Raw genomic sequence first — 26,893 nt, 5'->3', positions numbered from 1 at the left:
TGGTGAGCTATGGCCACAACAATCGAAACAATCAATCAACTGCGAACCCAACTGCGCCATCATGAATACCAGTACCACGTGCTGGATGCGCCGGAAATTCCCGATGCGGAATATGACCGCCTGATGCGCGAGCTGCGCGAGCTGGAAGAGGCGCACCCTGAGCTGGTCACCGCCGACTCGCCGACCCAACGCGTTGGCGCCGCGCCGCTGTCGGCGTTTGAGCAGGTGCGCCATGAAGTACCGATGCTGTCGCTGGACAACGTATTCGACGATGAGAGTTTCCTGGCGTTTTATAAGCGGGTGCAGGATCGGCTGAAAAGCAGCGAGGCGCTGAGCTTCTGCTGCGAGCTGAAGCTGGACGGGCTGGCGGTCAGCCTGCTGTATGAAGACGGCGAGCTGGTGCGCGCCGCCACGCGCGGCGACGGCACCACCGGCGAGAACATCACCGCCAACGTGCGCACCATCCGCGCCATTCCGCTGCGTCTGACCGGCGACAATATTCCGCGCCGGCTGGAAGTGCGTGGCGAAGTGTTTATGCCGCAGGCCGGCTTTGAAAAAATGAATGAAGAGGCGCGCCGTAAGGACGGCAAGGTGTTCGCCAACCCGCGTAACGCCGCCGCCGGCTCGCTGCGTCAGCTGGACCCGCGCATTACCGCCAAACGTCCGCTGACCTTCTTCTGCTACGGCGTCGGCCTGCTGGAAGGCGGCGAACTGCCGCGCAGCCACTGGCAGCGCCTGATGCAATTTAAAGCCTGGGGGCTGCCGGTCAGCGATCGCGCCAGAGTGTGCAGCGGCAGCGACGAGGTGCTGGCCTTTTACCGCCAGGTTGAACAGGACCGCGGCGGGCTCGGGTTTGATATCGACGGCGTGGTGGTGAAGATTGACGATATCGATCTGCAGGAACAGTTGGGGTTTGTCGCCCGGGCGCCGCGCTGGGCTACCGCCTTTAAATTCCCGGCGCAGGAGCAGATTACCCAGGTGCGCGAGGTTGAGTTTCAGGTCGGTCGCACCGGGGCGATTACGCCGGTGGCGCGTCTGGAGCCGGTGCTGGTGGCCGGCGTCACCGTCAGCAACGCTACGCTGCACAACGCCGATGAAATTGAACGGCTCGGGCTGCGCATCGGCGATACGGTGATCGTTCGCCGCGCCGGCGATGTAATCCCGCAGGTGGTGGGCGTGGTGGAAGAGCGCCGTCCCCTCGATGCGCGCGAGGTGGTGTTCCCGCAGCACTGTCCGGTATGCGGCTCCGACGTTGAACGGGTGGAAGGCGAAGCGGTCGCGCGCTGCACCGGCGGCTTAATTTGCGCGGCGCAGCGGAAAGAGGCGCTGAAGCACTTTGTCTCCCGCCGTGCGCTGGACGTTGACGGCATGGGCGACAAGATCATCGAACAGCTGGTGGAAAAAGAGTACGTCAAGGATCCCGCCGATCTGTTCCGCCTGTCTGCCGGTCTGCTGACCGGGCTGGATCGCATGGGGCCGAAGTCGGCGCAGAATCTGGTCAATGCGCTGGAGAAATCCAAACAGACCACCTTTGCCCGTTTCCTGTATGCGCTGGGCATCCGTGAGGTCGGCGAAGCCACGGCGGCCAACCTGGCGGCGCATTTCGGCTCGCTGGACGCGCTACGAGCGGCGGACGTCGAAGCGTTAAAACTGGTGCCGGACGTGGGCGAAGTGGTGGCGAAGCATGTGGTCAACTTCTTTGCCGAAGCGCTGAATCAGCGGGTGATTGATGAACTGGTCAGCCCGGAAATCGGCATTAACTGGCCGGCGCCGGTGGTGGTGGCGGCAGAAGAGATAGACAGCCCGTTTGCCGGTAAAACCGTGGTGCTGACCGGTTCTCTGAGTCAGCTGTCGCGTGATGAAGCCAAAGATCGCCTGACGGCGCTGGGGGCTAAAGTAAGCGGCAGCGTATCGAAGAAAACCGATCTGGTGATCGCCGGCGAAGCCGCCGGCTCCAAGCTGGTTAAAGCACAGGAGCTGGGCATCGAAGTGATCGACGAAGCGGAAATGATCCGCCTGCTGGGTGACTGATGGAAAAGGAAAACCTGATTGAAATCGCCAATACGGTGATGCCTTTTGGCAAATACCAGGGGCGGGTGCTGATTGATTTGCCGGAAGAGTATCTGCTGTGGTTTGCCCGTAAGGGCGAGTTTCCCAAAGGCAAACTGGGCATGCTGATGGAGATGACGCTGGCGCTGAAAATTGAAGGATTGGACGCGCTGGTGAAGCCGCTGAAACGCGGTTGACTGACGACGGGGACGCAGATGCGTCCCCGTTGCTTTTTCAGAGGGCTTTCACCTGCGATGCCTGCTGCTGCCGCAGCTGTTTTTGCTGATAGCGCCGCGCCAGCATCGCGCAGGTCATCAGCTGCACCTGATGGAACACCATTAACGGCAGCACCATCACCCCGACGCTGGCGGCCGGAAACAGAATATTGGCCATCGGGATGCCGTTCGCCAGGCTCTTTTTCGAGCCGCAGAACACGATAGTGATCTCATCCGCTTTATTGAACCCCAGCCAGCGCGCCATCTGAATATTGATCAACAGCACAACGGCCAGCAGCGCCAGGCTGACGAGCAGAATAAACAGCAGCGCCTTCCATCCCACCTGATGCCAGATGCCGTGGGTCACCGCTTCGCTGAAGGCGGCGTATACCACCAGCAGAATTGATGTCTGGTCGGTTTTGCCAATCCATTTCCGGTGGCGGTCAATCCATTTGCCGATCAGCGGCCGCGCCAGGTGGCCGGCGATAAACGGCACCAGCAGTTGCAGCACGATACTGCCGACCTGCTGCAGGCCGCCGGTTTCGCCATGCACGTTCAACAGCAGGCCGACCAGCAGCGGCGAAACGAAGATGCCCAGCAGGCTGGAGGCTGAGGCGCTGCATACCGCCGCCGCCACATTGCCGCCGGCCAGCGAGGTAAAGGCGATGGCGGACTGCACCGTCGCGGGCAAAATGCACAGATAGATAAAGCCGTTATACAGTTCCGGACTGACGGCCACCGGCGACCACCACTTAAACAGCACGCCGAGCAGCGGGAAAATGATAAAGGTGCTGAACATCACCCACAGATGCAGCCGCCAGTTATTGCTGCCGGCGAGAATCGCCTCGCGCGACAGTTTGGCGCCGTGCATAAAAAACAGCAGGGCGATGGCGGCGACGGTCAGGGTATTCAGCCAGCCGACCGCCACGCCGCGTGCCGGCAAAAACGAAGCTAACAGCACGGTGGCGAGCAGCGTCAGGGTAAAACGGTCGGGGAGAAATTTCATATGGCTAAACTCGTACGGGAAAATAATAGGAATAGTGTGGCGCGCCGGAATATAATAATAAAATTGATTTATTTAATTTATATATGAATAAAAATCATGAACTACTCCCTGAAGCAACTGCGCGTATTTGTTGCCATTGCGCGCCACGGCAGTTTTAGCCGCGCCGGCGAAGCGATAGGGCTGACGCAGTCGGCGGTCAGCCACAGCGTTAAAGAGCTGGAGGCGGAAATCGGCGTGCGCCTGCTGGACCGCACCACCCGCGAAGTGTTGCTGACCGACGCGGGGCGCCGGCTGGCTAACCGCGTCGAACGTTTGCTGGATGAGCTGCAGGCGTCGCTGTTGGACGCGCGCAGCTTTGGCGTGCAGCGCAGCGGCACCGTGCGGGTGGCTTCCAGCCAGACCATTTCGGCACACCTGATGCCGCAGTGCATCGCCGCCGGCGAGCGGCAGTATCCGGACATCCGTATCCTGCTGCGCGATCAGGCGCAGCAGTGGGTGCTGAACAGCATCCGCAACGCCGAGGTGGACTTCGGCATCGTGGTCGATCCGGTGCAGGCGATCGATCTGGATTGTGAACCGATCCTGCATGAGCCGTTTTTACTGCTGTGCCGGGACGATCATCCGTTTGCCGATCTGCCGCAGGTGCATTGGTCGGCGCTGAGCGGCAGCCGGCTGGTGTTGCAGGATTATGCCTCCGGCAGCCGGCAGTTGATCGACAGCGCGCTGCGTCAGCAGGGCGTGGAAGCGGAGGTGGTGCAGGAGATCGGCCATCCGGCCACGCTGTTTCCGATGGTGGCCGCGGGCATCGGCATCAGCATCTTCCCGGCGCTGGCGTTGCCGCTGCCGGAGGGCGGTCAGCTGCGGGTGAAGCGGCTGCAGCCGGAGATCCACCGCGCCCTGATGCTGGTGCGGCGCAAGAACCGTTCGCTGTCGCCGGCGGCGGAGGCGGTCTGGCAGGTCGTGCGGGAACAGGCGGCGCTGTTGCAACAGCAGCGTCAACAACGGCCGGCCGGCTGACTCAGATATAGACGTCCAGCGCGTTGTACGGCGTAGGGCGGTTGACGCCGTCGGCCGTTTTCGCGTGTTCTAACTGCTGTTTTTCCATCTCTTCTTTGCGGATGCGCGCGATCTCGGCCTGCAGCATGGCGATACGCGCCTGGAGCAGCTGTTTTTGCTGTTCGATCTGTTTAGCATCGCCGTCTGAGTCTTTCAGCTCCAGCAGCTGTTGCTGTAAATCCTGAATTTGCTGCTGCAACGCCTTGATACGCGCCGGCGCGCCGTGCTCAACGGGCGCTGCGGGCTGGTTGCCATCGTTCTTCTTCGCTTTGCCGGCGTTGGGATGGGTGTCCAGCGGCGTGGCCATCAGCAGCTGGCCGGCGTTGCCCGGTGCGCTGGCGAGGCGGCCGACCGCCGGCAGGGCCGGTTTGAGTACTGCGGACGTGATGATGCTGTTTATCATATCGCGGTTCCTGAGTCGGGTGATCTCTCACTCTTATCGGCAGGGTGCGCGCAAACTTTAGACAGCAGACTGTCGCAGTTGCGGCCAGCGCTGCAGCCAGCCTTTGTCGGCAACACGCTGCTGATAGGCGGCGAAATTGGCGCTTTTGGCGTTGAAGGTAATGCTGTCGGCGAACAGCGCCTGCAGGCCGAAGGGGGCGACCAGCGTAATGCTGTCGTCGGCGTTGAGCCGTGCGCCGACCGCCGTTTCGATCTCTGTCCAGTAACTGATGGCGTCTTCACTGCTGCGGTAGGGCGCGCGCCCGGCGCGCAGGTGCATCCGCGCCTGATTTTTCACCGACCAGGGCTGCGGCAACCACTCCCGCAGGCGCGCCTCCAGCATGCGATCGCGTTCGGGCTGGGTGCGCTGCGGATCAAAATGGATCACGTCGATATCGTTCAGCGGCGTCGGCTGCGCATAGTCGTGCCGCCGATCCCACACTAAATTGCGCACAAAACCGGCGCCGAGGCACCAGTCGCCCAGCCCCAGACGGCGCGCGGCGCGCAGGGCGTTGATGCGCGCTTCATCCTGTTGTAACCACTCAATAATCTGCTGCTCTGGCTGCATAAGCGCTCCTTGGTTGCGGCTACTGTACCCTGAAGCGGAAAAGGATGAAATGCGCGATGTCTCAGGCCCAGCTGGGCGGCTGGCCGATATATTGCTGCAGCAGCGTGGTGAAGGCCGCCAGCCTGGCGGAAACCTTGGCTACCGGGCGCAGCAGATAAATCCCTTGCTCCTCGCCACGCGGGTCGTCCATCAGCGGCAACAGCGCGCCGCTATGCACGTCCGGTCCTACCACCCAGTTGGGCAGGAAGGTGATGCCGATACCGCTGAGCGCCGCCAGCCGCTGGGCGGTGAAATCATCGCAGCGTAAAGCCAGCTTGCAGCGGTTAAGCAGCGCGGCGTCAAGAATTTGCCCCCAGCAGGCCGGCTGCTGCTGATGTAAGCGCGCAATCAGCCGGTGCTGTGGCAGGTCGGCCAGCGTGCTCGGGCGTCCGTAGCGGGCGACATAGGCCGGGCTGGCGCACATCAGCCAGCGTTGGGTGGCGATGCGGCGGGCATACAGCGAGCTGTCTTTCTGCTCGCCGATACGCAGCGCGGCGTCGAGGGACTCCTGTTTGGGATCGGCGGGGCGCTCGGTGAAATCCAGCTCCACCGCCAACTGCGGATAGCGCTGCGCCAGTTCCGGCAGCAGCGGCAACAGGTAGGTTTTACCAAAGGTCGGCAGGCAACTGATGCGCAGCACGCCCTGCGGCACATCGCTGAGCGAGTGCAGTTCGGCGCGCAGGGTCAGCATATCGGCTTGCAGCGCTGCGGCGCGGCTCTGCAGCATTTTCCCGGCATCGGTCAGCTGTAAGCCGCGGGTCGAGCGGATAAACAGTGTCACCGCCAACTGTTGCTCCAGCGTATCGATATGGCGCACCAGCGAAGAGGGCACCATGCCCAGCTTGCGGGCTGCGGCGGAGAAGCTGCCCAGTTGGGCGACTTCCAGAAAAATCGGCAAATGTTCGGCATAACGGGTGTCGTTCATCTTTGCATTATATGCAAAAGCGTTTCTTATGAATATAGGGTTCTCAGCGCTGCGGCTTAATCCTACTATTTTTAAGGAGATAATGCGGGTTTCCGACACATTATCGCCGATAAATTAAGAGAAAATGTAAAAATATTACTGTTGTCATAACTTGTTACGTGGTTGTGGCGGATAGCTTCCGGCAACCCTTTTTTTGCTTCAACACCAGAAAACGTTTTTATCACGGCGGAATTAGAGAGACTAAAGGTTAGAAATGTTAATCATTTGTTTCTCCCAACGTGGTGTCGACCCCAGAGGTCGATTTTTTGTTGCCGGTAGCTGAATCGTTACAACGCGAAGCGGGCTGAGCAGCATAGTTGAACGCGCGGACGCCGTATGTCCGCGCTGGTGGAGGAGTATTGCATGAACCAGAACCACGGGTGTTCCTGTGCGCAGCATTTGGCACAGGGTTTTGCCAGCCAGTCGGCGGCAACCGGTGAAGGGGAGATTTACCAGATTTCGCTGATGAGCGCGCTGATCGGCGGGGTATACGAGGGAGACGTCACCATCGCCGAACTGCTGCGCCACGGTGATTTCGGCCTGGGAACCTTCAACCATCTTGACGGCGAACTGATCGCCTTTGACCAGGAAATTCATCAGCTGCGCGCCGACGGCAGCGCACGCCCGGCGCAGCAGGATCAAAAAACGCCGTTTGCCGTAGTGACCTTTTTCAAGCCCAGCGTCACGCAGCATTTCGACCGTCCTATCACCAAAGCTCAACTGCACCAGTGCATCGACGAACAGGTGGCCTCGCCCAATCTGTTTTGCGCGCTGCGCGTCGACGGCGAGTTCAGCCATGTGGAAACCCGCACCGTACCGCGTCAGGAACGCCCCTACAAGCCGATGCTGGAGGCGATAGAAGCACAGCCGACCTTCGCCTTTACGCGGCGCTGCGGCACGCTGGTGGGCTTCCGCTCGCCGGATTATATGCAGGGCATCGGCGTGGCCGGCTATCACGAACATTTTGTCACCGACGACCGTAACGGCGGCGGCCACGTGCTGGATTATCAGCTGGAACAGGGTCGTCTGCAGTTTGGCGTCATCACGCGTCTCAACCTTCAATTGCCGCACGATGCGGATTTTCTGCGCACCAACCTCTGCCCGGAGGATTTGGACAGCGCCATTCGTTCTGCCGAAGGCTAAACAGGCCTGCGCCATGCGTGTCGTGGCGCAATAACGGCGGTCGATTTTTTTACTTTATGAGGTGGAACCATGAAACAGCTTAATACGGATGAAAACTGGCAGTGCGGCGCCGATTTGGTGGTGAAAAATCTGGAAGCACAGGGGGTAAAGCACGTGTTCGGCATCCCCGGGGCAAAAATCGACCGGGTGTTTGATTCGCTGGAGGATGCGCCGTCGATTGAGACCGTGGTGGTGCGTCACGAGGCCAACGCCGCCTTTATGGCGGCGGCGGTCGGCCGCCTGACCGGTAAGGCCGGGGTGGCGCTGGTGACGTCCGGCCCCGGCAGCTCCAACCTGATCACCGGTCTGGCGACCGCCACCTCGGAAGGCGATGCGGTGGTGGCGCTGGGCGGGGCGGTGAAACGTGCCGATAACCTCAAGCAGACCCACCAGAGTATGGATACCGTCAGCATGTTCCGCCCGGTGACCAAATATTGCGCTGAAGTACACGCCGGTTCGGCGATTTCTGAGGTGATCGCCAATGCTTTCCGCAGCGCCGAGTTCGGCCGTCCGGGGGCGTCTTTTATCAGTCTGCCGATGGATATCGTCAATGAACCGGTAAGCGCGCCGGTGCTGGCCGGCTGCCCCGCACCGCGCATGGGCGCCGCGGCCAGCGACGATATTCAGCGGGCGGCGGCGCTGATTCAGCAGGCCGCCTGCCCGGTGCTGCTGCTGGGGCTGCAGGCCAGCCGGCCGGAAAACAGCGAGGCGGTACGTCAGCTGCTGTACCGTACGCAGATGCCGGTGGTCGGCACCTATCAGGCGGCCGGGGCGATTGACGTTAATCATTTCGCCCGTTTCGCCGGCCGCGTCGGCCTGTTCAATAACCAACCGGCGGATCAGCTGCTGCAAAAGGCCGATCTGGTGGTCAGCGTCGGCTACGGGCCGATTGAGTACGATCCGTGTATGTGGAACGGCGCGCGTCATCTTAAGCTGGTGCATATCGACGTGCAGCCGGCGGAGATCGACTGCTGTTACCGACCGGACGTCGAACTGGTGGGTAATATCAGCGCCACCATTCAGGCGCTCGGCGATAGCCTGCCGGGGCGGCTGACCATACCAACGGAGGTGGAAACCATTCTGGCCGATCTGAGCCGTCAGCGCAGCGAGCTGGCCGAGCGTGCGGCGCGGCGCGGCGGCATGCCGATTCATCCGCTGCGCATCGTGAAGGAGCTGCAGGATATCGTCAGCGATGACGTGACGCTGTGCGTGGATATGGGCAGCTTCCATATCTGGATCGCCCGCTACCTGTACAGCTTCCGCGCGCGTCAGCTGCTGATTTCCAACGGCCAGCAAACCATGGGCGTGGCGCTGCCGTGGGCCATCGGTGCGGCGCTGGTGCGGCCGGGGGATAAGGTGGTGTCGATTTCCGGCGACGGCGGCTTTATGCAGTCGAGCATGGAGCTGGAAACCGCGGTGCGGCTGAAAACCAACATCGTGCACGTTATCTGGGTGGATAACGCCTATAACATGGTGGAAATGCAGGAGGTGAACAAGTACCAGCGCAAATCCGGCGTGTCATTCGGGCCGATTGATTTTAAAGCCTACGCCGAATCCTGCGGCGCGGTGGGCTTCGCCGTCCAGTCGGTGGACGAGCTGCGGCCGGTGCTGCGTAAGGCGATGGAGATTCAGGGGCCGGTGGTGGTGGCGATCCCGGTGGATTACGCCGATAACTACAAGCTGATGGCGCAGATGAATTTCAGCCAGATGATTTAAGCGGACTTCTTTACCTGATAGAAAACGCGCCCTGGAGGGCGTTGATAATAAAAAACCGGTCAACATGCTGACCGGTTTTTTTATGGCAGTGCCGGGGGGGATGTTTTCATCCCGGCGTTACCCGCTATCAGAAGTGGGTGTTGATGCTCATATAGAAGGTACGGCCCGGTTCGTTGTAGGTAGCCGCCCCGGCGCCGGCAATATTGACCGCGCCGGTGGTCGGGTTGCCGACGTTCTGCGCGTTGCCGGCGCGGAACTGGCGTTTGTCGAACAGGTTGTCTACCCCGGCGGTCATGCTGACGTTTTTGCTGACGTCGTAGGTGGCGCTGAGGCCGACGATGGCGTACGGGCTGACTTCACGTCTTTCACTGCCGCTGGTGGCTTCCCCTTTGTAGTTGTACTTCTTCGGCTTCTGACGGCCGTACCAGGTCAGGGTGCTTTGCATCGACAGGTCCTGCGTCGCCTGCCAGCTCAGGGTGGAGTTGAGCGTGAACTTGGGAATAACCGACAGGTAATCGTCGGTGGTCTTATTCTTGTTCTCGATCATATAGGTCAGGTTGTTGGTCCAGGAGACCGTTTCGCTGACCGGCACGTTCAGCGACCCTTCCAGACCCTGCACCACCGCCTTAGGCACGTTCTCCCAGCGATAGATATCGGTTTTACCGTTGCTGGTCTGGCTGACAGGCGTGTAGCCGGCTTCTATCTTGTTGCGGTAGTCGTTGCGGAAGTAAGTGACGCCGGCCAGCCAGCCGTCGTTGTGGAACTCCAGCCCGATTTCTTTGTTAACGCTGGTTTCTGCCTTCAGATCGTCGTTGCCCATCAGGTAGCAGCCGACGCCGCTGGAGCTGTTGGCGCAGCCCTGGCCTTTGCTGTACAGGATATAGTTCGGGTTGGTCTGGAACAGGTTCGGCGCTTTATAGGCGCGGGCGATGCCCATCTTCAGGGTGAAGTATTCACCCAGCTCCTGCGACAGATTCAGCGACGGGCTCCAGTTATCGCCGGACACCGAGTGGTGATCGTAGCGCATGCCCGGCGTCAGCATGGTGGTGTCGGTGAGCTCAATATTATCTTCGGCAAACAGCGAGAAAATACGCGCGGACGAGTAGGGGCTGCGATCCGAACTGGAGAGACCGTCGATATCGCCGCCCTGCAGCGCCTGGCTGACGATTGAACTGCTCTTCATCTTCTGCTGGTTCCATTCGGCGCCCAGCGTGGCGGTTTGCGGCACCCACATTTCAAACGGCACGCTGACTTCGCTGTGCAGCAGGATATCGTCCAGATCGGTATCGTTAAAGCCGGCGTCTTTCTCGTTGAAAATCCCTTCGGTGCCCCCGGCCAGCCCTTCGTTCATCCGCGAGTTGCGGGTGTTTTCGTATTGCACATAGTTATTGGTGCTGACGCCGTTGTCCCAGGCGCCCTGATAACGTAAGGCGTAGGTTTCGCGGTACATACGGTTGGTCTCTTTACCGTACATATCCTTCACCAGGTCATTGCTGTTGGTGTTCTGGGTATCGCCGGCGTACAGGTTGCCCTGACGGCCGTAGCCATATTCGAACTCCAGCGATTGCAGATGGGCGAAATCCCAGTGCAGCAGGCCGTTGATGTTTTTGTCGATCACCCCTTCGCGACCGGCCGGCAGGCTGTCGGCATAGGCGCCGTAGCGGTCGGACTGATGACCCTGGTTGATATATTGGGAATCCGCCTGGGTTTTGCTGTAGCCGCCGAACAGGCGGAAGCTCAGGGTATCGGTTAACGGCCCGGCCAGGCTGAAGTCGGTGCGTTTGGTGGCGCCTTCCTCTTTATGCTGCGGAATGTTGTAGTAGGCATTCAGCGAGCCGTGCAGTTCTTTGGTCTGTTTCTTGGTGATGATATTGACCACGCCACCGGCGGCGCCGCTGCCATAGCGGGCGGCGGCCGGGCCGCGCAGCACTTCGATGCGCTCAATCATTTCCGGCGGCACCCAGGCGGTGTCGCCGCGGGTATCGCGCTCGCCGCGCCAGCCCTGACGCACCGAGTTGCGGCTGCTGGCCGGCATACCGTCGATCAGAACCAGCGTGTTTTCCGGCCCCATGCCGCGGATATCCAGCTGGCGGTTGTTGCCGCGCTGGCCGCTGGTGGAGTTGCCGGTCAGGTTGACGCCGGGCATGGTGCGGATCAGTTCGCTGATATCGCGCGCCGGCGGGCGCTTTTTGATTTCGTCGGCGGTGATGGTGGAGACGCCGGGCGCCTGCAGGTTCTGCTTGGCGGCGGTCACCAGGATGGTGTCTTCGGCCGGTTTTGCTGGTTTTTTATCGTCAGCGGCGGCGGTGTTTTCCGCGTTTGAGGGGGTATCCGTTTGCTGTGCGGCGTGTGCCAAAGTGGACGCGCCTAAACCCAGGCCGATAAAGGTAGCCAGAGAATAACGAGAAAGTGTGCGATTCATTGTGATTTCCTGCCGTTTTGCCATCCCTGCGGCGTAGCTCATGCCGGCAGGGCAGCCGGTTGTCGTTTTTTATGTCGTCAATGATTCATGGATAGAATAAGCCGGAGACGCGCCCGGCATTCGACCCGTTACTAATAATCGGCATCCGTCCCCGATGAAGAATACCGACCCTGTTTGTGGGCCCGTACACACTATTGCAAATGAAAATAATTATCAATAGTATTCGATTTACCGTGTCTATATATGCGGTAGGGCAGCCGGATATTTTCCGTGCGCACAGCGTGTTATGCCAACTACCAGGTGAGTGGGTGTTTTGAAAACTGAACAACAGCCAACAAGCAGTACGTTATTAACAAGCAAGCACGTCGGGAGCCATGGCTGGTGGCTGGAGATTGCCCGGCGCGGCACGCCGTTGGTGGAACCGACCGACAACGGCCGCTGGAAGGTGACCTTCCTCTGGCGCGATCCGCAGGGGTGCGAACTGACGTCCGCCTATAAGCGCGTCTGGATCAACATTAATTGCCTGACCGACCACCATCAGCCGAATCCGCCGCAGAGTCTGCAGCGTCTGAGCGGCAGCGATGTGTGGTACTGGCAAACTGAACTGAACGCCGACTGGCGCGGCAGTTACTGCTTTATTCCCAGCATGGACGACCGTCCGCTGCGCGTCGACGGGGCTGATGCCCACGCCAATATGCATGCGCGGCGCCATTGGTGGCATCAGGTGTTCGCCAGCGCGACGCACGATCTGTTGAACCCTTACCGCTCCTGGCCGGCCGCCGGCGGTAATATTGTCTCCGGGCTGCATATGCCGGAAGCGCCGCCGCAGCCTGCCTGGCATGATTTTGACAACTATGAGGTTGCCAGCGGCCGCTGCATTCCGCCGGCGCCGGCGCGTCTGCAGCAGCATACCTGGCACAGCGAGCGGCTCGGCAACAGCCGCAAAGTGTGGGTGTACACCACCGGCGACGGCGATCCGACGCAGCGACCGCTGGCGATTCTGCTCGACGGCCAGTTCTGGACACAGCAGATGCCGGTGTGGGATCCGCTGATGCAGATGACCCGTGCAGGCCAGTTGCCGGCAGCGGTGTATGTGCTGATCGATATTATCGATTTGAAACATCGCGCCCAGGAGCTGAGCTGTAACCCCGATTTCTGGCTGGCGCTGCAGGAAGAGCTGCTGCCGCAGTTGGCGGAGTGGGCGCCGCACAGCGCCGAGGCTGCGCGCACCGTGGTGGCCGGGCAAAGTTTTGGCGGCCTCTCCGCGTTGTATGCCGGGTTGAACTGGCCGCAGCGTTTCGGCGCGGTAATCGCCCAGTCCGGTTCTTACTGGTGGCCGCGGCGCGATATGCTGCAACTGCCGACCCCGCCAGAGGACGCCTGCTGGCTGCAGCGTCAGGTAGAGCAGGGATTGGGCAGCCACGGCGCGCTAAAGGTGTTTATGGAAGCCGGCATGCATGAGCCGTTGGTGCATCGGGTCAGCGGCCAGATGGCGACGCTGCTCAGCCAGCGCGGACATCGGGTGCACTATCGGGCGGTCGAAGGCGGCCATGATGCGTTGTGCTGGCGCGGCGGCCTGCTGGATGGCCTGCAGGCGCTGTGGCAGCCTGATTTTGTCACCGCCCACCAAACCACGCCGGTTGCCGATCCCCGTCTGATTCAAGGAGCCCGCGATGGACATGCCGAACCCGTTTGACGACCCGCAGCAGCGCTGCCTGATTCTGTGCAACGGGCAGCAGCAGTACAGCCTGTGGCCTGACTTCAGTCCGGCACCGGACGGCTGGCGTACGGTGTTCGGCCCGGCAGAACGCGCCGAATGCGTCGGCTGGCTGGAAACGCACTGGCGGGACATGCGGCCCGCCGCGCAGCGTGAGCAACAATGATGACTGGAGCAAGTACGGTGTCAGAAAATTCTAATTTAGCGGCGGATTATCAGGCATGCCCGGAGATGCCGCTGGTTGCGGCGCAGCCCGGCATCTGGGTCGCCGATCAAATTTCGCCGCACGGCAATGCCTATGCGGTGGCGCATTATATTGAACTGAATGGCGCGTTGGACAAAGAGTGCCTGCTGCGCGCCATCGGCCTGGGATTGTCCGAGGCCGATACCCTGCGCCTGCGCTTTGAAGAGCGCGACGGCGTGCCGCTGCAGTGGCTGGATGCAGAGTGTGCCATCCACGCGGCGGAATATCTCGATTTTACCGACTCGGCGGACGCCGAAGCCGCGGCGACGGCGCTGATGGACATCGATCTCGACGGCGAGCTGCGTGTCAGCAGCGGAAACCCGCTGTACCGCAACGTGCTGATGCGCGTGGCGGACGATCGTTGGTTCTGGTATCAGCGCTATCACCATATGCTGGTCGATGGCTTCAGCTTTACCGCCATTACCCGTCGTGTCGCCCACATTTACAGCCGGCTGCGCCGCGGCGAAACGCCGGATCCGACGCCGTTCAGCGCATTTAGCGACGTAGTGGCCGAATATCAGGCGTATCAACAGTCCGCCGGCTGGCAGCGGGATGCCGGTTATTGGCGCGACAAGGCAGCCCAGTTGCCGCCGCCGGCGACCCTCAGCCCGCAGCCGCTGGCCGGGCAGGCGTCGACCACGCGCATTCATCGCCTGAGCCAGCACTGTTCGGCGGCCGATTTCGCGCCGCTGGCGGCGCTTGGCCGCCAGCATCAGCTCAACGCCGCCGATATGGCGATCGCGCTGCTGGCGCTGTGGGTGTCGCGCCTGAGCGGCCAGCCGCACTTCAGCGCCGGCTTTATCTTTATGCGCCGTACCGGCTCCGCCGCGCTGTGCGCCACCGGGCCGGTGATTAACGTCTTGCCGATGGAGATGCAGGTGGATCCGCAGGCGACGTTGGCGGAGGTGGCGCTCACGCTCAGCCGTGAGCTGAAGAAGGTGCGCCGCCATCAGCGTTATGATGCCGAGCAGGTGCAGCGCGATCTGGGACGCATTGGCGATGCCGAGCCGCTGTACGGCACGGTATTCAATTTTAAAATGTTTGATTACCAGCTGGATTTTGACGGTATTGCCGGCATTACCCACGATCTGGCCTCCGGGCCGGTGCGCGATCTGGAAATTGCGCTGTTTATCGGCGACGACGGCCAGCTGAAGGTAGAACTGCTGGCCAATGCCGAGCGTTATCAGCGCGATGAACTGGCGGCCCATCTGCAGCGTTTGCCGCTGTTGCTGAGCCAGTTTACCGCCCGGCCGCAGCTGCCGGTGGGGGAAGCCGATATGCTGACCGCCGCTGACCATGCGCTGTTGGAGCAGGTGAATGATACTGCCCACCCGGTGGCGCCGCAGACGCTGAGCGGCCTGCTGGCGCAGCAGGCGCAGCGCACGCCGGACGCGCCGGCGCTGTCCGATGCGCATTTCCGCTTTACCTACCGCGAGACCCGCGAACAGGTGAGCGCGCTGGCGCGCCAGCTGACCGTACAGGGCGTGCGGCCGGGCGATATCGTTGCCGTGGCGCTGCCGCGTTCGGTATTCCTGTCGCTGGCGCTGATGGCGATTGTTGAAGCCGGCGCCGCCTATCTGCCGCTGGATACCGGTTATCCCGATGAGCGTCTGACGATGATGCTGGAAGACGCCACACCGCGGCTGATTATCACTGAACCGTCGCAGCAGGCGCGTTTTGCCGGACAGGGCGATATCCTGCTGTTCGATGCGCCGCTGGCCGCCGACCATGCCGCGCAGGTCGAGGTGACGGGGCCGACACCGCACCATCCGGCCTATATTATTTTCACTTCCGGCTCCACCGGCCGGCCGAAAGGGGTACTGGTCGGCCATCAGGCGATCGTTAACCGCCTGCTGTGGATGCAGGACCACTATCCGCTGAATGCGCAAGACGTGGTGCTGCAGAAAACGCCGTGCAGTTTCGACGTGTCGGTCTGGGAGTTCTTCTGGCCGCTGATCGTCGGCGCGCAGCTGGTGATGGCTCCGCCGGAAGCGCACCGTGACCCGCAGCAGCTGCAGCAGTTGATCGCCCGCCACCGCGTGACCACTATGCACTTTGTGCCGTCGATGCTGGCGGCGTTTGTCAGCGCGCTGGAAGGGCCGGAAGCGGTTGAACAGTGCGCCAGCCTGCGCCGGGTGTTCTGCAGCGGCGAAGCGCTGCCGGCCGAGCTGTGCCGTCAGTGGCAGAGCCGCACCGCGGTGCCGTTGCACAACCTGTATGGCCCGACGGAGGCTGCGGTGGACGTGACCTGGCATCCGGCCTGGGGTGAGGCGCTGGCGGCGGTAACCGGCGCCAACGTACCGATTGGCCTGCCGGTGTGGAATACCGGGCTGCGTATTCTTGATGCGCGTCTGCGCCCGGTGCCGCCGGGCGTTGCCGGGGATCTGTACCTGACCGGGGTTCAGCTGGCGCACGGCTATCTGGGGCGGCCGGAGCTGACCGCCAGCCGTTTTGTCGCCGACCCGTTCGGCGACGGCGGGCGGATGTACCGCACCGGCGACGTGGCGCGCTGGCTGCCCGACGGGGCGGTGGAATATCTGGGGCGCAGCGACGATCAGCTGAAGATCCGCGGACAGCGCATCGAACTGAGTGAGATCGATCACGCGCTGCTGTCGCTGCCGGGCGTGCAGCAGGCGGTGACCCATGCGCTGGTGCTGACCGGTACGCCGACGGACGCCGGCGGCGATGCGCGCCAGCTGGTGGGCTATTTGGTGCCGCAGGCGGGGGTGACGCTGGATCTGACGGCGCTGCGCGCTGCGCTGGCCGACCGTCTGCCGCCGCACATGGTGCCGGTCGCGCTGATGGAGATGGCGGAGCTGCCGCTCAGCGCCAACGGCAAACTGGATCGTAAAGCCCTGCCGCAGCCGCAAAGCGGCACGCGCAGCGCCGGCCGTGAACCGCTGCCCGGGCTGGAAAGCGAGATCGCCGCGGTGTTCGCCCGTCTGCTGCAGCGTGAGCAGGTGTTTGCCGACGACGACTTCTTCGCCTTGGGCGGTCATTCGCTGCTGGCGATGCGTCTGGCGGCGGAACTGCGCCGCGATCTGGATAAGGCAGTTTCAGTCGGACAGGTGATGGTGGCGTCGAAGGTGGAACAGCTGGCGGCGCTGCTGGCGGAGGAGCGTACGCAGGAAGAGGCCGACCGCTGCGGCTTCGACAGCGTGCTGCCGCTGCGCACTACCGACGGCCCGACGCTGTTCTGCCTGCATCCGGCCTCCGGTTTCTCCTGGCAGTTCAGCGTATTGCCGCGCTATATCGATCAGCACTGGTCGCTGGTGGGCATTCAGTCGCCGCGCCCTGACGGCCCGCTGGCGCTGAGCGAAGATATGGATCAGGTATGCGAGGCGCATCTGGCGACGGTATTGTCGGTACAGCCGCACGGCCCGTACCACTTCATCGGTTATTCGCTGGGCGGCACGCTGGCGCAGGGCATTGCCGCCCGGCTGCAGGCGCGCGGTGAAGAGGTGGCGTTCCTCGGACTGTTGGATACCTATCCGCCGGAAACGCAGAACTGGGACGTGATGCTGGACGATAACGTGCTGAAAGAAGTGCAGCGCGAACGCGAACAGTTCCTGGCGGTGTCGGAAGATACGCTGGACCCGGCGCTGGGTGAGACCCGCACGGCGATGTTCGACAATATTGAAGCCAACTACGCCGACTCGGTGCGCTTGCTGTCCCGTACCCATACTGCCAACTTCCGTGGTCAGGCGACGCTGTTTGTCGCCAAACGCACGCTGCAGGAAGGGATGGACGTGCAGCAGACCTGGGCGGAATATGTTGATGCGTTGCAGGTACACGAGCTGGACTGCGCGCATGTGGACATCGTATCGCCGGCATCGTTCAAGGTGCTGGGGCCGCTGTTGAACCGTATCTTGCGTACGCTGTAGGCGGGCAGGGCGCGTTGCGCCCGATGATGAGGCATTAAAAAGGCGCGTAAGCGCCTTTTTTATCGTTAATCGGTGTCAGTCCGATGGGGAATCGGCATGCACATGCCGATGCAGCACGGGATTATCTGCAGCCGTAGTGCCGGAAGGCGGGCCGGACGCTTCAATAACCGGGTTATTGGATGGCTGGTCCTGTTCTGACTGAACCGAGCGGACCAGGCGGTTGAGCGCCAGGACCCGGCGCTCGGCGATCGGACGTTTAGTGTTGAGCATCTGCATTTCCCTCGCTTGTCTGCTGTCTGAAAATTGGACAAATTTTACCATGAGCTTGCTGCGAACCCAACGTCAGCGCGAGTAGTTTTCAATATAGGCTTCCAGTGCGCTAAAACGCGTAACGCAGTCCATACTGCCGGGAATCTGCCGGAAGTCGGCATGGGATAAGTAGTAGCGAAGCGTATGCGGATTAATCGCTTGGCGGATGGTTATGCGCAGCGTTTTTTCATCACAGCCGCAGCGTGCTATCAGCCCGAGCGCATAGAAATATAAGGTATACAAAACGTACTTAAACATTTTGCCGTGGAGCGGGTGCCGTGCGTTATCCGTCATAAAGTTTTCAAGGGCAGTGACTTCGAGAGTATTGAAGTGAACATCGTAGATATACAGGCAAATGCCGGCAGGCTGCGTAGGGTCCGTTTGTAGTTTGAAGGCAAAATCAAAGCCTCCCTGGTGGCGGTAACGCATGGTGCGGTCGTCAAAGCGTGATACTAAATGGCGCCAGTTGAGTCTGAGCCGATGCATATTGTGGTGTAGCCAGCTTTCATCGGCGCGTTGAACAGCCGTGATGGTCAACCCGCCGGCAATTAACACCGTATTCATATCGGCCAGAGCCTGACGAATGATTTCTTTATGCGTTGTTGCAGAAAGCGGCCTCTGCCGGGGCGGGCATTGGCCGTTGACGATATCTTCCATGATTTAATGCCTTTGATCCGTGGTTCCCGGTAGGTTAACGACGGGCCTGGGGGATGGCAAACGGCGATGTTTAAATCAGGAAGGCCGATCGCAAAGTTCAGGGTTTACCCAGCGGCACCACCAGCGGCGTATGCGACACCGGATCGTCAATGATCATGCACTTCAGGCCGTACACCTCTTCGATCAGCTGCGGCGTGACGATATCTTTCGGCGCGCCTTCGGCGATCACCTTTCCGCCGCGCATGGCAATCAGATGGGTGGCGTAGCGGCAGGCGTGGTTCAGATCGTGCAGCACCACCACTAACGTATGGCCGCGCTCGCGGTTCAGCTGGCGCATCAGCTCCAGTAGTTCGATCTGGTGGGTGATATCCAGCCAGGTGGTCGGTTCGTCCAACAAGAGCAGCGGCGTTTGCTGCGCCAGCACCATGGCGATCCATACGCGCTGGCGCTGACCGCCGGAGAGCGTGTCGACCGCCTGTTCCGCCAGATCTGCCACGCCGGTGGCGCGCATCGCTTCTTCTACCGCCTGCTGATCCTCCTCCCGCCAGCGGCTGAACAGGCGCTGATGAGGATAGCGGCCACGGGCCACCAGATCGAACACGGTAATATCGCCGGGGGCGATCGACGTTTGCGGCAGCAGCCCGAGCTGGCGCGCCACCTCTTTGGTGGCGTAGTCGCGGATGGGTTTGTCATTCAGCCACACCTGGCCCTGCTGCGGCTGCATCAGGCGGCTGAGGGTACGCAACAGCGTCGACTTGCCGCAGGCGTTGGGGCCGATAATGACCGTCAGCTCGCCGTGCGGAATGGCGACGGACAGGTCGCTCGCCACGATTTTCTTGTCATAGCCCAGCGTCAGGTTTTCGGCGCGCAGCGGCGCGGACAGCGGCGTTACAGTATTCATTTTCTACGTGACTCACGGATTAATAGCCAAATCAGGTAAATACCGCCCAGGCAGACGGTCAGCACGCCGACCGGCAATTGATACGGTATAAACAGCCGCTGGGCGGCGACGTCGGCCGCCAGCAGCAGCAGGGCGCCGGTCAGCGCGGTCAGCAGCAGCACGTGGCGGTTGGCGCACAGGCGGCGGGCGATCTGCGGCGCCACCAGCGCGATAAAGGAGATCGGCCCGGCGACGGCGGTAGCTGCGGCGGTCAGCACCACGCCGAGCAGCAACAGCAGAACGCGCGATCGATCGACCGAAACGCCGAGCGCGCAGGCGGCGTCGTCGCCCATCTCCAGCAGACGCATGCGGCGCGACAGGCCGCACAACAGCAGCGTCGACAGCGCGATTGCCAGCAGCGCCGGCTGGCTTTTCGCCCAGGTGATGCCGTTCAGTGAACCGGCGCTCCACAGGCCGGCGGTCATCGATGCCTCCAGCGACGCGCTGACGATCATCCAGGTATTGGCGCCCATCAGCAGCGCGCGTACCGCGATGCCGACGATAATCAGGCGAAAGGCGTCAACGCCGTTACGCCAGGCCAGCAGGTATACCAGCAGCGCGGTCAGCAGGCCGCCGGCCAGCGCGCCGCTGGTGATGCCGAGGATACTGCTGTTAAACAGCACTACGGCCACCAGTACACCGCTGTAGGCACCGGTATTGAAACCGATAACGTCGGGGCTGCCCAGCGGGTTGCGCAGCAGCGACTGGAATATCGCGCCGCTGATGCCGAGCGCCGCGCCCAGCAGCAGCGCCATCACCACGCGCGGCAGACGCCACTGGGTGACGATTACCGCCAGATTGGCGGGGCCTTCGCCGCGCAGGGCGTCAATCACCTGCGCAGCGCTCAAAGACAGCGTGCCGGCGCCGAGGGCATAGACGGCCAGTGCCGCGCAGGCGGCGGTGAGCAGCAGCACGGTCAGGGTGGCGCGCGACAGGCGGGCGGCGCGTTGCGGCGCGGACAACATGGCGGTATGGCTGGCCATCAGCGGCTCCTCCTGAACATATGACGCTGACGCACCAGCGCAATCAGCACCGGTGCGCCAATCAGCGCGGTGACGATGGAGACGCGCAGCTCGCCCGGCACCAGGAAACGGCCGACTAAATCGGCGCTGAGCAGCAGGATCGGCGTCAGCACCAGCGTCCAGGGTAAAATCCAGTGCAGTTCGGAGCCGGCCAGACGGCGGGCGATATGCGGCATCATCAGGCCGACGAAGGCGATTGGGCCGACGGCGGCGGTGGCGCCGCCGCACAGCAGGGTGATGGCCAGCAGGCCGAGCAGCTGCGTACGTACGATGCCGGTACCCAGAGCGGTGGCCAGATCGCTGCCCATGCTCAGGCTGTTGAGGGCTTTGGTCAGCCACAGGGCGATCAGCGTACCGAGGAGAATCGGCAGCGCGACGGTGCGCACCACCTGCATATTTTGGATATCCAGCGAGCCGGCCTGCCAGAAGCGCAGCTGGTCGAACACCTGCGGGTTAAGCAGAGAAATCCCGGTGGTCATGCCGTCCAGCACCGCGCCCAGCGCCACGCCCGCCAGCGTCAGGCGCACCGGATTCAGCGTGCTGCGCCCGAGCGCACCCACCAGCGCCACCAGCAGCGAGGCGCAGAGCGCACCGGCAAAGGCGAACCACAGATATTGATCGATGTCGGTGGCGCCGAACAGCGACATGCCCAGCACCACGGCGAAACCGGCGCCGGCGTTGACGCCGAGAATGCCCGGGTCAGCCAGCGGGTTGCGCGACAAGGTCTGCATCAGGGCGCCGGCCAGACCGAGCGCGATGCCGGCCAGCACGCCGATCAGCGTACGCGGCAGGCGGGCGTCGGTGATGATCACGCAGTCAACGCCGCTGCACTGGCCGTTTAATGCCTGCAGAACGGTGGAGAAGGGGATGGATTGGGCGCCCAGCGCCAGGCTGAGCGCCATCATCAGCAGCAGAATCAGTACGGCGAACAGTAGCGCGTAGAGCCGGCGGCGAAAGGCGCGCGTAGTACCTAAAAACAGAGTTTCCTGGGGCGCTGAAGCAGCGTGCGAGCAATTGTGTGTAAGCCGGAACATAACAGCCCATTATTCAATTGAATATTAATGATATTTATTATCATTATTGATTGTATTCATCTATGGTAGCATGAGTCGCTGCCCCATTGCAGTAGCAAGCGTGCAATTCCTTTATAAAGCTGTGGTGATAAAACACATGAGTAAGCCCTCGATTTTGCTTGATTTTGGTTTGTTAAAGACCAATCAGGCGTTCCGCGCCGTTTTCTGCGCGCGCTTTATCTCTATTCTGGCGCTGGGATTGATGGCGATTGCCATTCCGGTGCAGATCCAGGCGCTGACCGATTCGACGCTGCTGGTTGGTCTGGCGGTGACGCTGGCCGGCGGCGGCATGTTTGCCGGTCTGCTGATGGGCGGCGTCCTGGCCGACCGCTATGAGCGCCGTCGCCTGATCCTGTTTGCCCGCTCCACCTGCGGCGTCGGCTTTGTCGGCATGTGCCTCAATGCGGCGCTGCCGGAGCCGTCGCTGACGGCGATTTACCTGCTGGCGGTGTGGGACGGCTTCTTCGGTGCGGTGGGCGTCACGGCGCTGCTGGCGGCGACGCCGGCGCTGGTCGGCCGTGAAAATATCGTACAGGCCGGCGCCATCAGCATGCTGACGGTACGCTTTGGCTCGATTCTCTCACCGGCGGCGGGCGGTCTGCTGATCGCCCACGCCGGGGTGGCCTGGAACTACGGGCTGGCGGCGCTTGGCACGCTGCTGACGCTGGTGCCGTTGCTGCGTCTGCCGCAGCTGCCGCCGCCGGAGCAGCCGCGCGAACACCCGCTGAAGGCGCTGGCCGGCGGTTTCGCCTTCCTGTTCCAGAACAAAGTGATTGGCATGGTGGCGCTGATCGGCGCGCTGCTGACCATGGCCAGCGCGGTGCGCATCCTGTATCCGGCGCTGGCCGGCAGTTGGGGCGTTGACGCTTCGCAACTGGGCTTTATGTATGCCGCCGTGCCGCTGGGGGCCGCCCTCGGCGCCTTCACCAGCGGCCGGGTGGCGCAGGTGGCGCGGCCGGGCTGGATGATGCTGCTGACCGCCATCGCTGCCTTTATCGCCGTCGGCCTGTTTGGCCTGATGCCGTGGTACGGCCTGGCGCTGGCGTGTCTGGTGGCCTTTGGCTATCTGAGCGCGCTGAATTCCCTGTTGCAGTACGGGCTGATTCAGAACCTGACGCCGGATGCGTTCCTTGGCCGCGTCAATGGCCTGTGGACCGCGCAGAACGTGGTGGGCGACGCGCTGGGCGCGCTGCTGCTGGGGGCGATGGGGGCGTTTATGCTGCCGGCCATGACCTCGACCGGCTTCGGCTTCGGTGCGGCGCTGCTGGGCGTGGTGCTGCTGTTGGTGATGGGCAGTTTGCGGCGGGTAACGCGCAGCGAGCCGGAGGTGCCCCTCCAGCCCGCTGCGGCGCAGACTAGCGGGAAGTAAAGCGTTTTTCCAACAGCGTCAGCAGGTTGCTGGCGCTGTAGTAGTCCAGACGGAAGGTTTCGTTGCCGAGCGCATAGACCTGTTTATTTTGCACCGCCGGCAGCTGCGCCAGAAATTTATTATTCACCAGACGCTGTACGTCATTCTCGTCATTGGCGAACAGCAGCAGCGTCTGGCCATTCAGCCCCGCTGCCAGACTCTCTCCCGACAGTTGAATAATATCTTCACGCGAGCCTTGGCTGGTGCTGGTGTGCAGGTTGGCCGGCGGCTGCGCCAGGGTGAACCCCAGCTGCTGCAGCATTTTCCCCTGTGAGGATTCGCCGGTCCACAGGTTGGCGGCTTTGCCGTCCTGACGGAAAACCAGGGCGGAGACCGGCTGCGGCGGCAGCGTGATGTGCTGCTTCAGCGCCTGTTCGCGGGCGGCGAAGTCGGCGGTCAGTTTCTCGGCCTGGGCGTCGCGCCCGGTGGCATAACCCAGCTCTTTCGCCAGTTCCTGCCAGCTTTTATCGTCATAGTTGACCACCAGCACCGGCGCGATGACGGACAGCTGGTCATACAGCTGCAGCGCGGAGTCGCCGCCGGTGGCGGAAATCACAATCAGGTCCGGCGCTTCGCCGGCAATGCTTTCGGCATTGGGCTCGCCGACGTACAGACGTTTCACGCCGCGCTGTGTGGCGATCTTTCCCCATTGTAGGAAGAAGCCTTGCTTATCGGTAAAGCGCCCGTTGGGGTTGGTGGCGCCGCTGGCGATCACCGGGGCGTCAATCGCCAGCAGGGTGCCGGTCAGGGTCACGCTGGTGGAAACGATGCGCGTCGGGGGCTGCTTGAGGGTGACGGGGCCGTGGGAGGTTTCAATCGTGCGGGGCCACTGTGGGGAAGCCGCCTGTGCTGCTGAGATGGCCAATAACGCCAGCCCCAAAAGCAGGATCTTCTTCATCCGGGTAATCCTTGTTGGTGTCGTTGACGAGCCTGACTCGCCGTTAAATGCGAAAAGCTTAATGGTTATCATTTATCTAGAGAATACCACAACGTTTATACCATGATTATCAGGGTAAAGAAGTGTTTACGTTTATTGACATAGCCAGAGACGGAGGGTAATTTAGCGCCACGAAACACAAATGATAATCATTATTATATTGGTTATTATTGGCGAATAACAGAGGGCGTACCCATGGATACAGCCGTGAATGGTGCTCAGCAGAAGGCACCGCACGCGAAAGAGAACGAACAGGCGCAATTCGGTGTCGATCCGGCGTCAGGCTTCTTTTTCACATCACCTTTTCGCAGCCTGACGACGCAAGGGTGCTTTGCCACTATCACTCTGCCGGCCGCCGGCGGTGATGATATCAACGGCGAGTTTCAGCAGGCCGTGCGTCACGCCTTTGACGACGCGCGACTGGCCGGCATTAAAAAGCCGGTGCTGTGCGGCGCGATTCCGTTTGATACCCGCCAGCCGTCGTCGCTGTTTATTCCGCAGCATACCCAGTGGTTTGATCGCGAAGCCTTTATGGCGGCGCAGCCGGCGGCCGACGCCGACGGCCCGGAAATTGACGCCCTGAATGAACTGCCGGCGCAGGCGCCCTTTATGCAGATGGTCAGCGACGCCGTGGCGGCAACTGCCAGCGGCGAGCTGGATAAGGTGGTGCTGTCGCGCCTGCTGGAAATCGAAACCCGGCAGCCGGTCGACCGCCAGGCGCTGATGGCGCGCATTATCGCTCAGAACCCGAACGGCTTTCATTTCCATGTGCCGCTGGAAGACGGGGCGCTGCTGGGCGCCAGCCCGGAACTGCTGCTGCGTAAGTCCGGCGCGCAGTTCTATTCCAACCCGCTGGCCGGCTCCGCCCGACGCGACGCCAATCCGCAGCGCGACCGTGAGGTGAGCGAGCAGCTGCTGGCGTCGAGCAAAGATAACGTCGAGCACGATTTTGTCACCGAAGGCATGCGCCAGGTGCTGACTAGCCGCTGCCGCTACCTGAATATCCCGACGGCTCCCGAACTGCTGAGCACCACCACGCTGTGGCATCTGTCGACGCCGATCGACGGCGAAGTGGACTGCCGCCGGGAGAATGCGCTGTCGCTGGCCTGCCTGCTGCACCCTACGCCGGCGCTGTGCGGCACGCCGACGCTGAAAGCGCGCGATCTGATTGCCGAACTGGAGCCTTTTGACCGCGGCCTGTTCGGCGGCATCGTCGGCTGGTGCGACGCCGAAGGCAACGGCGAGTGGGTGGTCACCATCCGCTGCGGCACCGTGCAGGGCCGCCAGGTGCGCCTGTTTGCCGGCGCCGGCATCGTTAAAGATTCTTCGCCGGAGTCTGAATGGCATGAAACCGGCACCAAGCTCAGCACCATTTTGCGTGCGTTTGGATTGAACCAAGGATAACAACACCATGAGTATTGCATTTACCCCGTGGCCGGCCGAGTTTGCCCAGCGCTACCGCGACCGCGGCTACTGGATTGACCAACCGCTGACCGACATTCTCGATCGCCAGGCGGACAACGACGCGATCGCACTGGTCGACGCCGAGGGCAGCCTGAGCTATCGCCAGCTGCATCAACAGTCAGATAGTCTGGCCGCCGCGCTGCTGCGCCGCGGTATTCAGCCGGGGGAAACCGCCCTGGTGCAGTTGGGCAACGTGGTGGAATTTTATGTCACCTTCTTCGCCCTGCTGAAAATTGGCGTGGCGCCGGTCAATGCGCTGTTCAGTCACCAGCGCAGCGAACTGAACGCCTACGCCGAGCAAATCAAACCGGCGGTGCTGATTGCAGACAGCAAACATGCGCTGTTCGGCAATGACGATTTTCTGGCGACCTTCCGGGCGCAGCACCCGTCGCTGCGCGTGGTGGCGCTGCGCAGCCAGGCGCAGGGCGAACAGTCGCTGGCGGCGATGCTGGCGGAAGAGCGCGGCGATTTCCGCGCAACGCCGTCTGCGGCCGACCAGGTGGCGTTTTTCCAGCTGTCCGGCGGCAGCACCGGCACGCCGAAACTGATTCCGCGTACCCACAATGATTACTACTACAGCATTCGCCGCAGCGTAGAGGTGTGCCGTTTTGACAGTGAGACGCGTTACCTGTGCGCGCTGCCGGTGGCGCATAACTACCCGATGAGCTCGCCGGGCGTGCTGGGCGTGTTTTATGCCGCCGGTCAGGTGGTGTTCGCCGCCGATCCGGACGCCAGTCAGTGCTTCAAACTGATTGAGCAGCATCAGATTAACGTCACCGCGCTGGTGCCGCCGGCGGTCACGCTGTGGCTGCAGGCGATTGAAGAGTGGGGCGGCAACGCGCCGCTCGCCAGCCTGAAGCTGCTGCAGGTTGGCGGCGCCAAGCTGGGCGAAAGCCTGGCGGCGCGCATTCCGGCGGAGATTGGCTGCCAGCTGCAGCAGGTGTTCGGCATGGCGGAAGGGCTGGTGAACTATACCCAACTGGACGATGACGATCGCCATATCCTCACCACGCAGGGCTGCCCGATGTCGCCGGACGACGAAGTCTGGGTGGCTGATGACGACGGTAATCCGCTGCCGGCCGGCCAGGTCGGTCGCCTGATGACGCGCGGCCCGTACACCTTCCGCGGTTACTACCAGAGCCCGGCGCACAATGCCGACGCGTTCGACGCCGACGGTTTCTACTGTTCCGGCGATCTGATCCGCATGACCGAAGACGGCTATATCTGCGTGGAAGGGCGACAAAAAGACCAGATTAACCGCGGCGGCGAGAAGATCGCGGCGGAAGAGATCGAAAACCTGCTGCTGCGTCATGGTGCGGTGATTAACGCCGCGCTGGTATCGATGCCGGATGCGCTGATGGGTGAAAAGAGCTGCGCCTATTTTATCGCCGGCGAGACGCTCAAGCCGGTGGTGCTGCGCCGTCATCTGCGTGAGCAGGGCGTTGCTGAATTTAAATTACCGGACCGTTTTGTGCAGGTTGAGAGCCTGCCGCTGACGGCGGTCGGTAAAGTTGACAAGAAACTGTTGCGCCAGCGCCTGCTGGAAGCGCAGCAAGCCACCCAGGTCCAGGGAGATTGAA

22 protein-coding genes are annotated in these 26,893 nt (G+C 62.0%); 11 read left to right on the top strand and 11 right to left on the bottom strand.

Annotation, left to right across the window (positions count from 1 at the left end):
* Nucleotides 1–9 precede the first annotated feature (9 nt).
* Nucleotides 10–2,031, top strand: a complete 2,022-nt coding sequence (gene ligA / locus TAN611_RS16720) for an NAD-dependent DNA ligase LigA (protein WP_105232049.1) — start codon at nt 10–12, stop codon at nt 2,029–2,031.
* Complete coding sequence (locus TAN611_RS16715; protein WP_015673278.1) at nt 2,031–2,246, top strand: DUF3820 family protein; 216 nt, start codon at nt 2,031–2,033, stop codon at nt 2,244–2,246. Before ligA ends, TAN611_RS16715 begins: the two co-directional genes overlap by 1 nt.
* A 37-nt stretch (nt 2,247–2,283) precedes the next feature.
* On the opposite strand, the gene TAN611_RS16710 is transcribed toward TAN611_RS16715, so the two are convergent.
* Nucleotides 2,284–3,270 carry a bile acid:sodium symporter family protein gene (locus TAN611_RS16710; RefSeq protein WP_105232048.1) on the bottom strand — a complete coding sequence of 329 codons (987 nt, stop codon included), beginning with the start codon at nt 3,268–3,270 and terminating at the stop codon, nt 2,284–2,286.
* A gap of 96 nt (nt 3,271–3,366) precedes the next feature.
* Here TAN611_RS16710 and TAN611_RS16705 point away from each other — a divergent pair, with 96 nt between their 5' ends.
* On the top strand, nt 3,367–4,287 hold the full coding sequence (locus TAN611_RS16705) for a LysR family transcriptional regulator (RefSeq protein ID WP_105232047.1): 921 nt from the start codon (nt 3,367–3,369) through the stop codon (nt 4,285–4,287).
* A 1-nt stretch (nt 4,288) separates the two neighbouring features.
* Here the strand turns inward: TAN611_RS16705 and TAN611_RS16700 are convergent, their stop codons facing one another.
* From TAN611_RS16700 to TAN611_RS16690, 3 genes are all read right to left on the bottom strand, one after another.
* On the bottom strand, nt 4,289–4,729 hold the full coding sequence (locus TAN611_RS16700; protein WP_187044319.1) for a FlxA-like family protein: 441 nt from the start codon (nt 4,727–4,729) through the stop codon (nt 4,289–4,291).
* Nucleotides 4,730–4,786: 57 nt separating this feature from the next.
* Complete coding sequence (locus TAN611_RS16695) at nt 4,787–5,335, bottom strand: nucleotidyltransferase family protein (RefSeq protein WP_105232045.1); 549 nt, start codon at nt 5,333–5,335, stop codon at nt 4,787–4,789.
* A 61-nt stretch (nt 5,336–5,396) separates the two neighbouring features.
* A complete protein-coding gene (locus TAN611_RS16690) occupies nt 5,397–6,299 on the bottom strand; it encodes a LysR family transcriptional regulator (RefSeq protein ID WP_105232044.1) in 903 nt (300 codons plus the stop codon).
* Between the two features lie 402 nt (nt 6,300–6,701).
* Between TAN611_RS16690 and budA the strand changes: the two genes are divergently transcribed.
* On the top strand, nt 6,702–7,481 hold the full coding sequence (budA, locus tag TAN611_RS16685) for an acetolactate decarboxylase (protein ID WP_105232043.1): 780 nt from the start codon (nt 6,702–6,704) through the stop codon (nt 7,479–7,481).
* A 69-nt stretch (nt 7,482–7,550) separates the two neighbouring features.
* Nucleotides 7,551–9,236, top strand: coding sequence for an acetolactate synthase AlsS (gene alsS / locus TAN611_RS16680; RefSeq protein WP_105232042.1), 1,686 nt, complete (start codon nt 7,551–7,553; stop codon nt 9,234–9,236).
* Nucleotides 9,237–9,363: 127 nt separating this feature from the next.
* Here alsS and TAN611_RS16675 read toward each other — a convergent pair whose 3' ends face one another.
* Entirely contained in the window at nt 9,364–11,658 is a 2,295-nt protein-coding gene (locus TAN611_RS16675) for a TonB-dependent siderophore receptor (protein ID WP_105232041.1), read from the bottom strand.
* Between the two features lie 313 nt (nt 11,659–11,971).
* On the opposite strand from TAN611_RS16675, the gene fes reads away from it, so the two are divergent.
* From fes to TAN611_RS16660, 3 genes are all read left to right on the top strand, one after another.
* Entirely contained in the window at nt 11,972–13,354 is a 1,383-nt protein-coding gene (gene fes / locus TAN611_RS16670) for an enterochelin esterase (RefSeq protein WP_203066764.1), read from the top strand.
* Nucleotides 13,332–13,541, top strand: a complete 210-nt coding sequence (locus TAN611_RS16665) for an MbtH family protein (RefSeq protein ID WP_105232039.1) — start codon at nt 13,332–13,334, stop codon at nt 13,539–13,541. The genes fes and TAN611_RS16665 overlap by 23 nt, the downstream gene beginning before the upstream one ends.
* Before the next feature lie 65 nt (nt 13,542–13,606).
* Nucleotides 13,607–17,503 (top strand): enterobactin synthase subunit F, encoded by a 3,897-nt coding sequence (locus TAN611_RS16660; RefSeq protein ID WP_203067795.1) that lies wholly within the window; start codon nt 13,607–13,609, stop codon nt 17,501–17,503.
* Nucleotides 17,504–17,578: 75 nt separating this feature from the next.
* Here the strand turns inward: TAN611_RS16660 and TAN611_RS16655 are convergent, their stop codons facing one another.
* The 5 genes from TAN611_RS16655 to fepD form a co-directional block, all read right to left on the bottom strand.
* Entirely contained in the window at nt 17,579–17,773 is a 195-nt protein-coding gene (locus TAN611_RS16655) for a hypothetical protein (RefSeq protein ID WP_203066763.1), read from the bottom strand.
* A gap of 72 nt (nt 17,774–17,845) precedes the next feature.
* A complete protein-coding gene (locus TAN611_RS16650; RefSeq protein WP_203066762.1) occupies nt 17,846–18,469 on the bottom strand; it encodes a hypothetical protein in 624 nt (207 codons plus the stop codon).
* 97 nt (nt 18,470–18,566) lie between these two features.
* Nucleotides 18,567–19,370, bottom strand: a complete 804-nt coding sequence (locus TAN611_RS16645) for an ATP-binding cassette domain-containing protein (RefSeq protein WP_105232035.1) — start codon at nt 19,368–19,370, stop codon at nt 18,567–18,569.
* Complete coding sequence (gene fepG / locus TAN611_RS16640) at nt 19,367–20,392, bottom strand: iron-enterobactin ABC transporter permease (protein WP_111736682.1); 1,026 nt, start codon at nt 20,390–20,392, stop codon at nt 19,367–19,369. The genes TAN611_RS16645 and fepG overlap by 4 nt, the downstream gene beginning before the upstream one ends.
* Entirely contained in the window at nt 20,392–21,465 is a 1,074-nt protein-coding gene (fepD, locus tag TAN611_RS16635) for a Fe(3+)-siderophore ABC transporter permease (protein WP_105232033.1), read from the bottom strand. Before fepD ends, fepG begins: the two co-directional genes overlap by 1 nt.
* Nucleotides 21,466–21,601: 136 nt before the next feature.
* Here fepD and entS point away from each other — a divergent pair, with 136 nt between their 5' ends.
* Nucleotides 21,602–22,873, top strand: coding sequence for an enterobactin transporter EntS (gene entS, locus TAN611_RS16630; protein ID WP_203066761.1), 1,272 nt, complete (start codon nt 21,602–21,604; stop codon nt 22,871–22,873).
* Here the strand turns inward: entS and fepB are convergent.
* Nucleotides 22,860–23,810 (bottom strand): Fe2+-enterobactin ABC transporter substrate-binding protein, encoded by a 951-nt coding sequence (gene fepB, locus TAN611_RS16625; RefSeq protein ID WP_111736684.1) that lies wholly within the window; start codon nt 23,808–23,810, stop codon nt 22,860–22,862. The two genes, entS and fepB, sit on opposite strands and share 14 nt — an antisense overlap.
* 234 nt (nt 23,811–24,044) lie before the next feature.
* On the opposite strand from fepB, the gene TAN611_RS16620 reads away from it, so the two are divergent.
* Nucleotides 24,045–25,253: an isochorismate synthase gene (locus tag TAN611_RS16620; RefSeq protein WP_203066760.1), complete on the top strand. Its 1,209-nt coding sequence runs from the start codon at nt 24,045–24,047 to the stop codon at nt 25,251–25,253.
* Between the two features lie 7 nt (nt 25,254–25,260).
* Nucleotides 25,261–26,892, top strand: a complete 1,632-nt coding sequence (locus TAN611_RS16615) for a (2,3-dihydroxybenzoyl)adenylate synthase (protein ID WP_203066759.1) — start codon at nt 25,261–25,263, stop codon at nt 26,890–26,892.
* Nucleotide 26,893 lies beyond the last annotated feature (1 nt).

The organism is Serratia sp. Tan611, from assembly GCF_905188235.1.
GTDB classification, from domain to species: Bacteria; Pseudomonadota; Gammaproteobacteria; order Enterobacterales; family Enterobacteriaceae; genus Serratia_B; species Serratia_B rhizosphaerae.
This window is presented reverse-complemented; position numbering and strand designations above follow the sequence as displayed.

Bases quoted from the DNA above. Each gene is read 5' to 3' on its own strand.
- TAN611_RS16710 (WP_105232048.1), bottom strand. From the start codon at position 3,270: ATGAAATTTCTCCCCGACCGTTTTACCCTGACGCTGCTCGCCACCGTG.
- ligA (WP_105232049.1), top strand. From the start codon at position 10: ATGGCCACAACAATCGAAACAATCAATCAACTGCGAACCCAACTGCGC.
- TAN611_RS16705 (WP_105232047.1), top strand. From the start codon at position 3,367: ATGAACTACTCCCTGAAGCAACTGCGCGTATTTGTTGCCATTGCGCGC.
- TAN611_RS16655 (WP_203066763.1), bottom strand. From the start codon at position 17,773: ATGCTCAACACTAAACGTCCGATCGCCGAGCGCCGGGTCCTGGCGCTC.
- entS (WP_203066761.1), top strand. From the start codon at position 21,602: ATGAGTAAGCCCTCGATTTTGCTTGATTTTGGTTTGTTAAAGACCAAT.
- budA (WP_105232043.1), top strand. From the start codon at position 6,702: ATGAACCAGAACCACGGGTGTTCCTGTGCGCAGCATTTGGCACAGGGT.
- fepB (WP_111736684.1), bottom strand. From the start codon at position 23,810: ATGAAGAAGATCCTGCTTTTGGGGCTGGCGTTATTGGCCATCTCAGCA.
- fepG (WP_111736682.1), bottom strand. From the start codon at position 20,392: ATGGCCAGCCATACCGCCATGTTGTCCGCGCCGCAACGCGCCGCCCGC.
- TAN611_RS16715 (WP_015673278.1), top strand. From the start codon at position 2,031: ATGGAAAAGGAAAACCTGATTGAAATCGCCAATACGGTGATGCCTTTT.
- alsS (WP_105232042.1), top strand. From the start codon at position 7,551: ATGAAACAGCTTAATACGGATGAAAACTGGCAGTGCGGCGCCGATTTG.
- TAN611_RS16695 (WP_105232045.1), bottom strand. From the start codon at position 5,335: ATGCAGCCAGAGCAGCAGATTATTGAGTGGTTACAACAGGATGAAGCG.
- fepD (WP_105232033.1), bottom strand. From the start codon at position 21,465: ATGTTCCGGCTTACACACAATTGCTCGCACGCTGCTTCAGCGCCCCAG.
- TAN611_RS16690 (WP_105232044.1), bottom strand. From the start codon at position 6,299: ATGAACGACACCCGTTATGCCGAACATTTGCCGATTTTTCTGGAAGTC.
- TAN611_RS16675 (WP_105232041.1), bottom strand. From the start codon at position 11,658: ATGAATCGCACACTTTCTCGTTATTCTCTGGCTACCTTTATCGGCCTG.
- TAN611_RS16660 (WP_203067795.1), top strand. From the start codon at position 13,607: ATGCCGCTGGTTGCGGCGCAGCCCGGCATCTGGGTCGCCGATCAAATT.
- TAN611_RS16645 (WP_105232035.1), bottom strand. From the start codon at position 19,370: ATGAATACTGTAACGCCGCTGTCCGCGCCGCTGCGCGCCGAAAACCTG.
- TAN611_RS16700 (WP_187044319.1), bottom strand. From the start codon at position 4,729: ATGATAAACAGCATCATCACGTCCGCAGTACTCAAACCGGCCCTGCCG.
- TAN611_RS16615 (WP_203066759.1), top strand. From the start codon at position 25,261: ATGAGTATTGCATTTACCCCGTGGCCGGCCGAGTTTGCCCAGCGCTAC.
- TAN611_RS16650 (WP_203066762.1), bottom strand. From the start codon at position 18,469: ATGGAAGATATCGTCAACGGCCAATGCCCGCCCCGGCAGAGGCCGCTT.
- TAN611_RS16665 (WP_105232039.1), top strand. From the start codon at position 13,332: ATGGACATGCCGAACCCGTTTGACGACCCGCAGCAGCGCTGCCTGATT.
- TAN611_RS16620 (WP_203066760.1), top strand. From the start codon at position 24,045: ATGGATACAGCCGTGAATGGTGCTCAGCAGAAGGCACCGCACGCGAAA.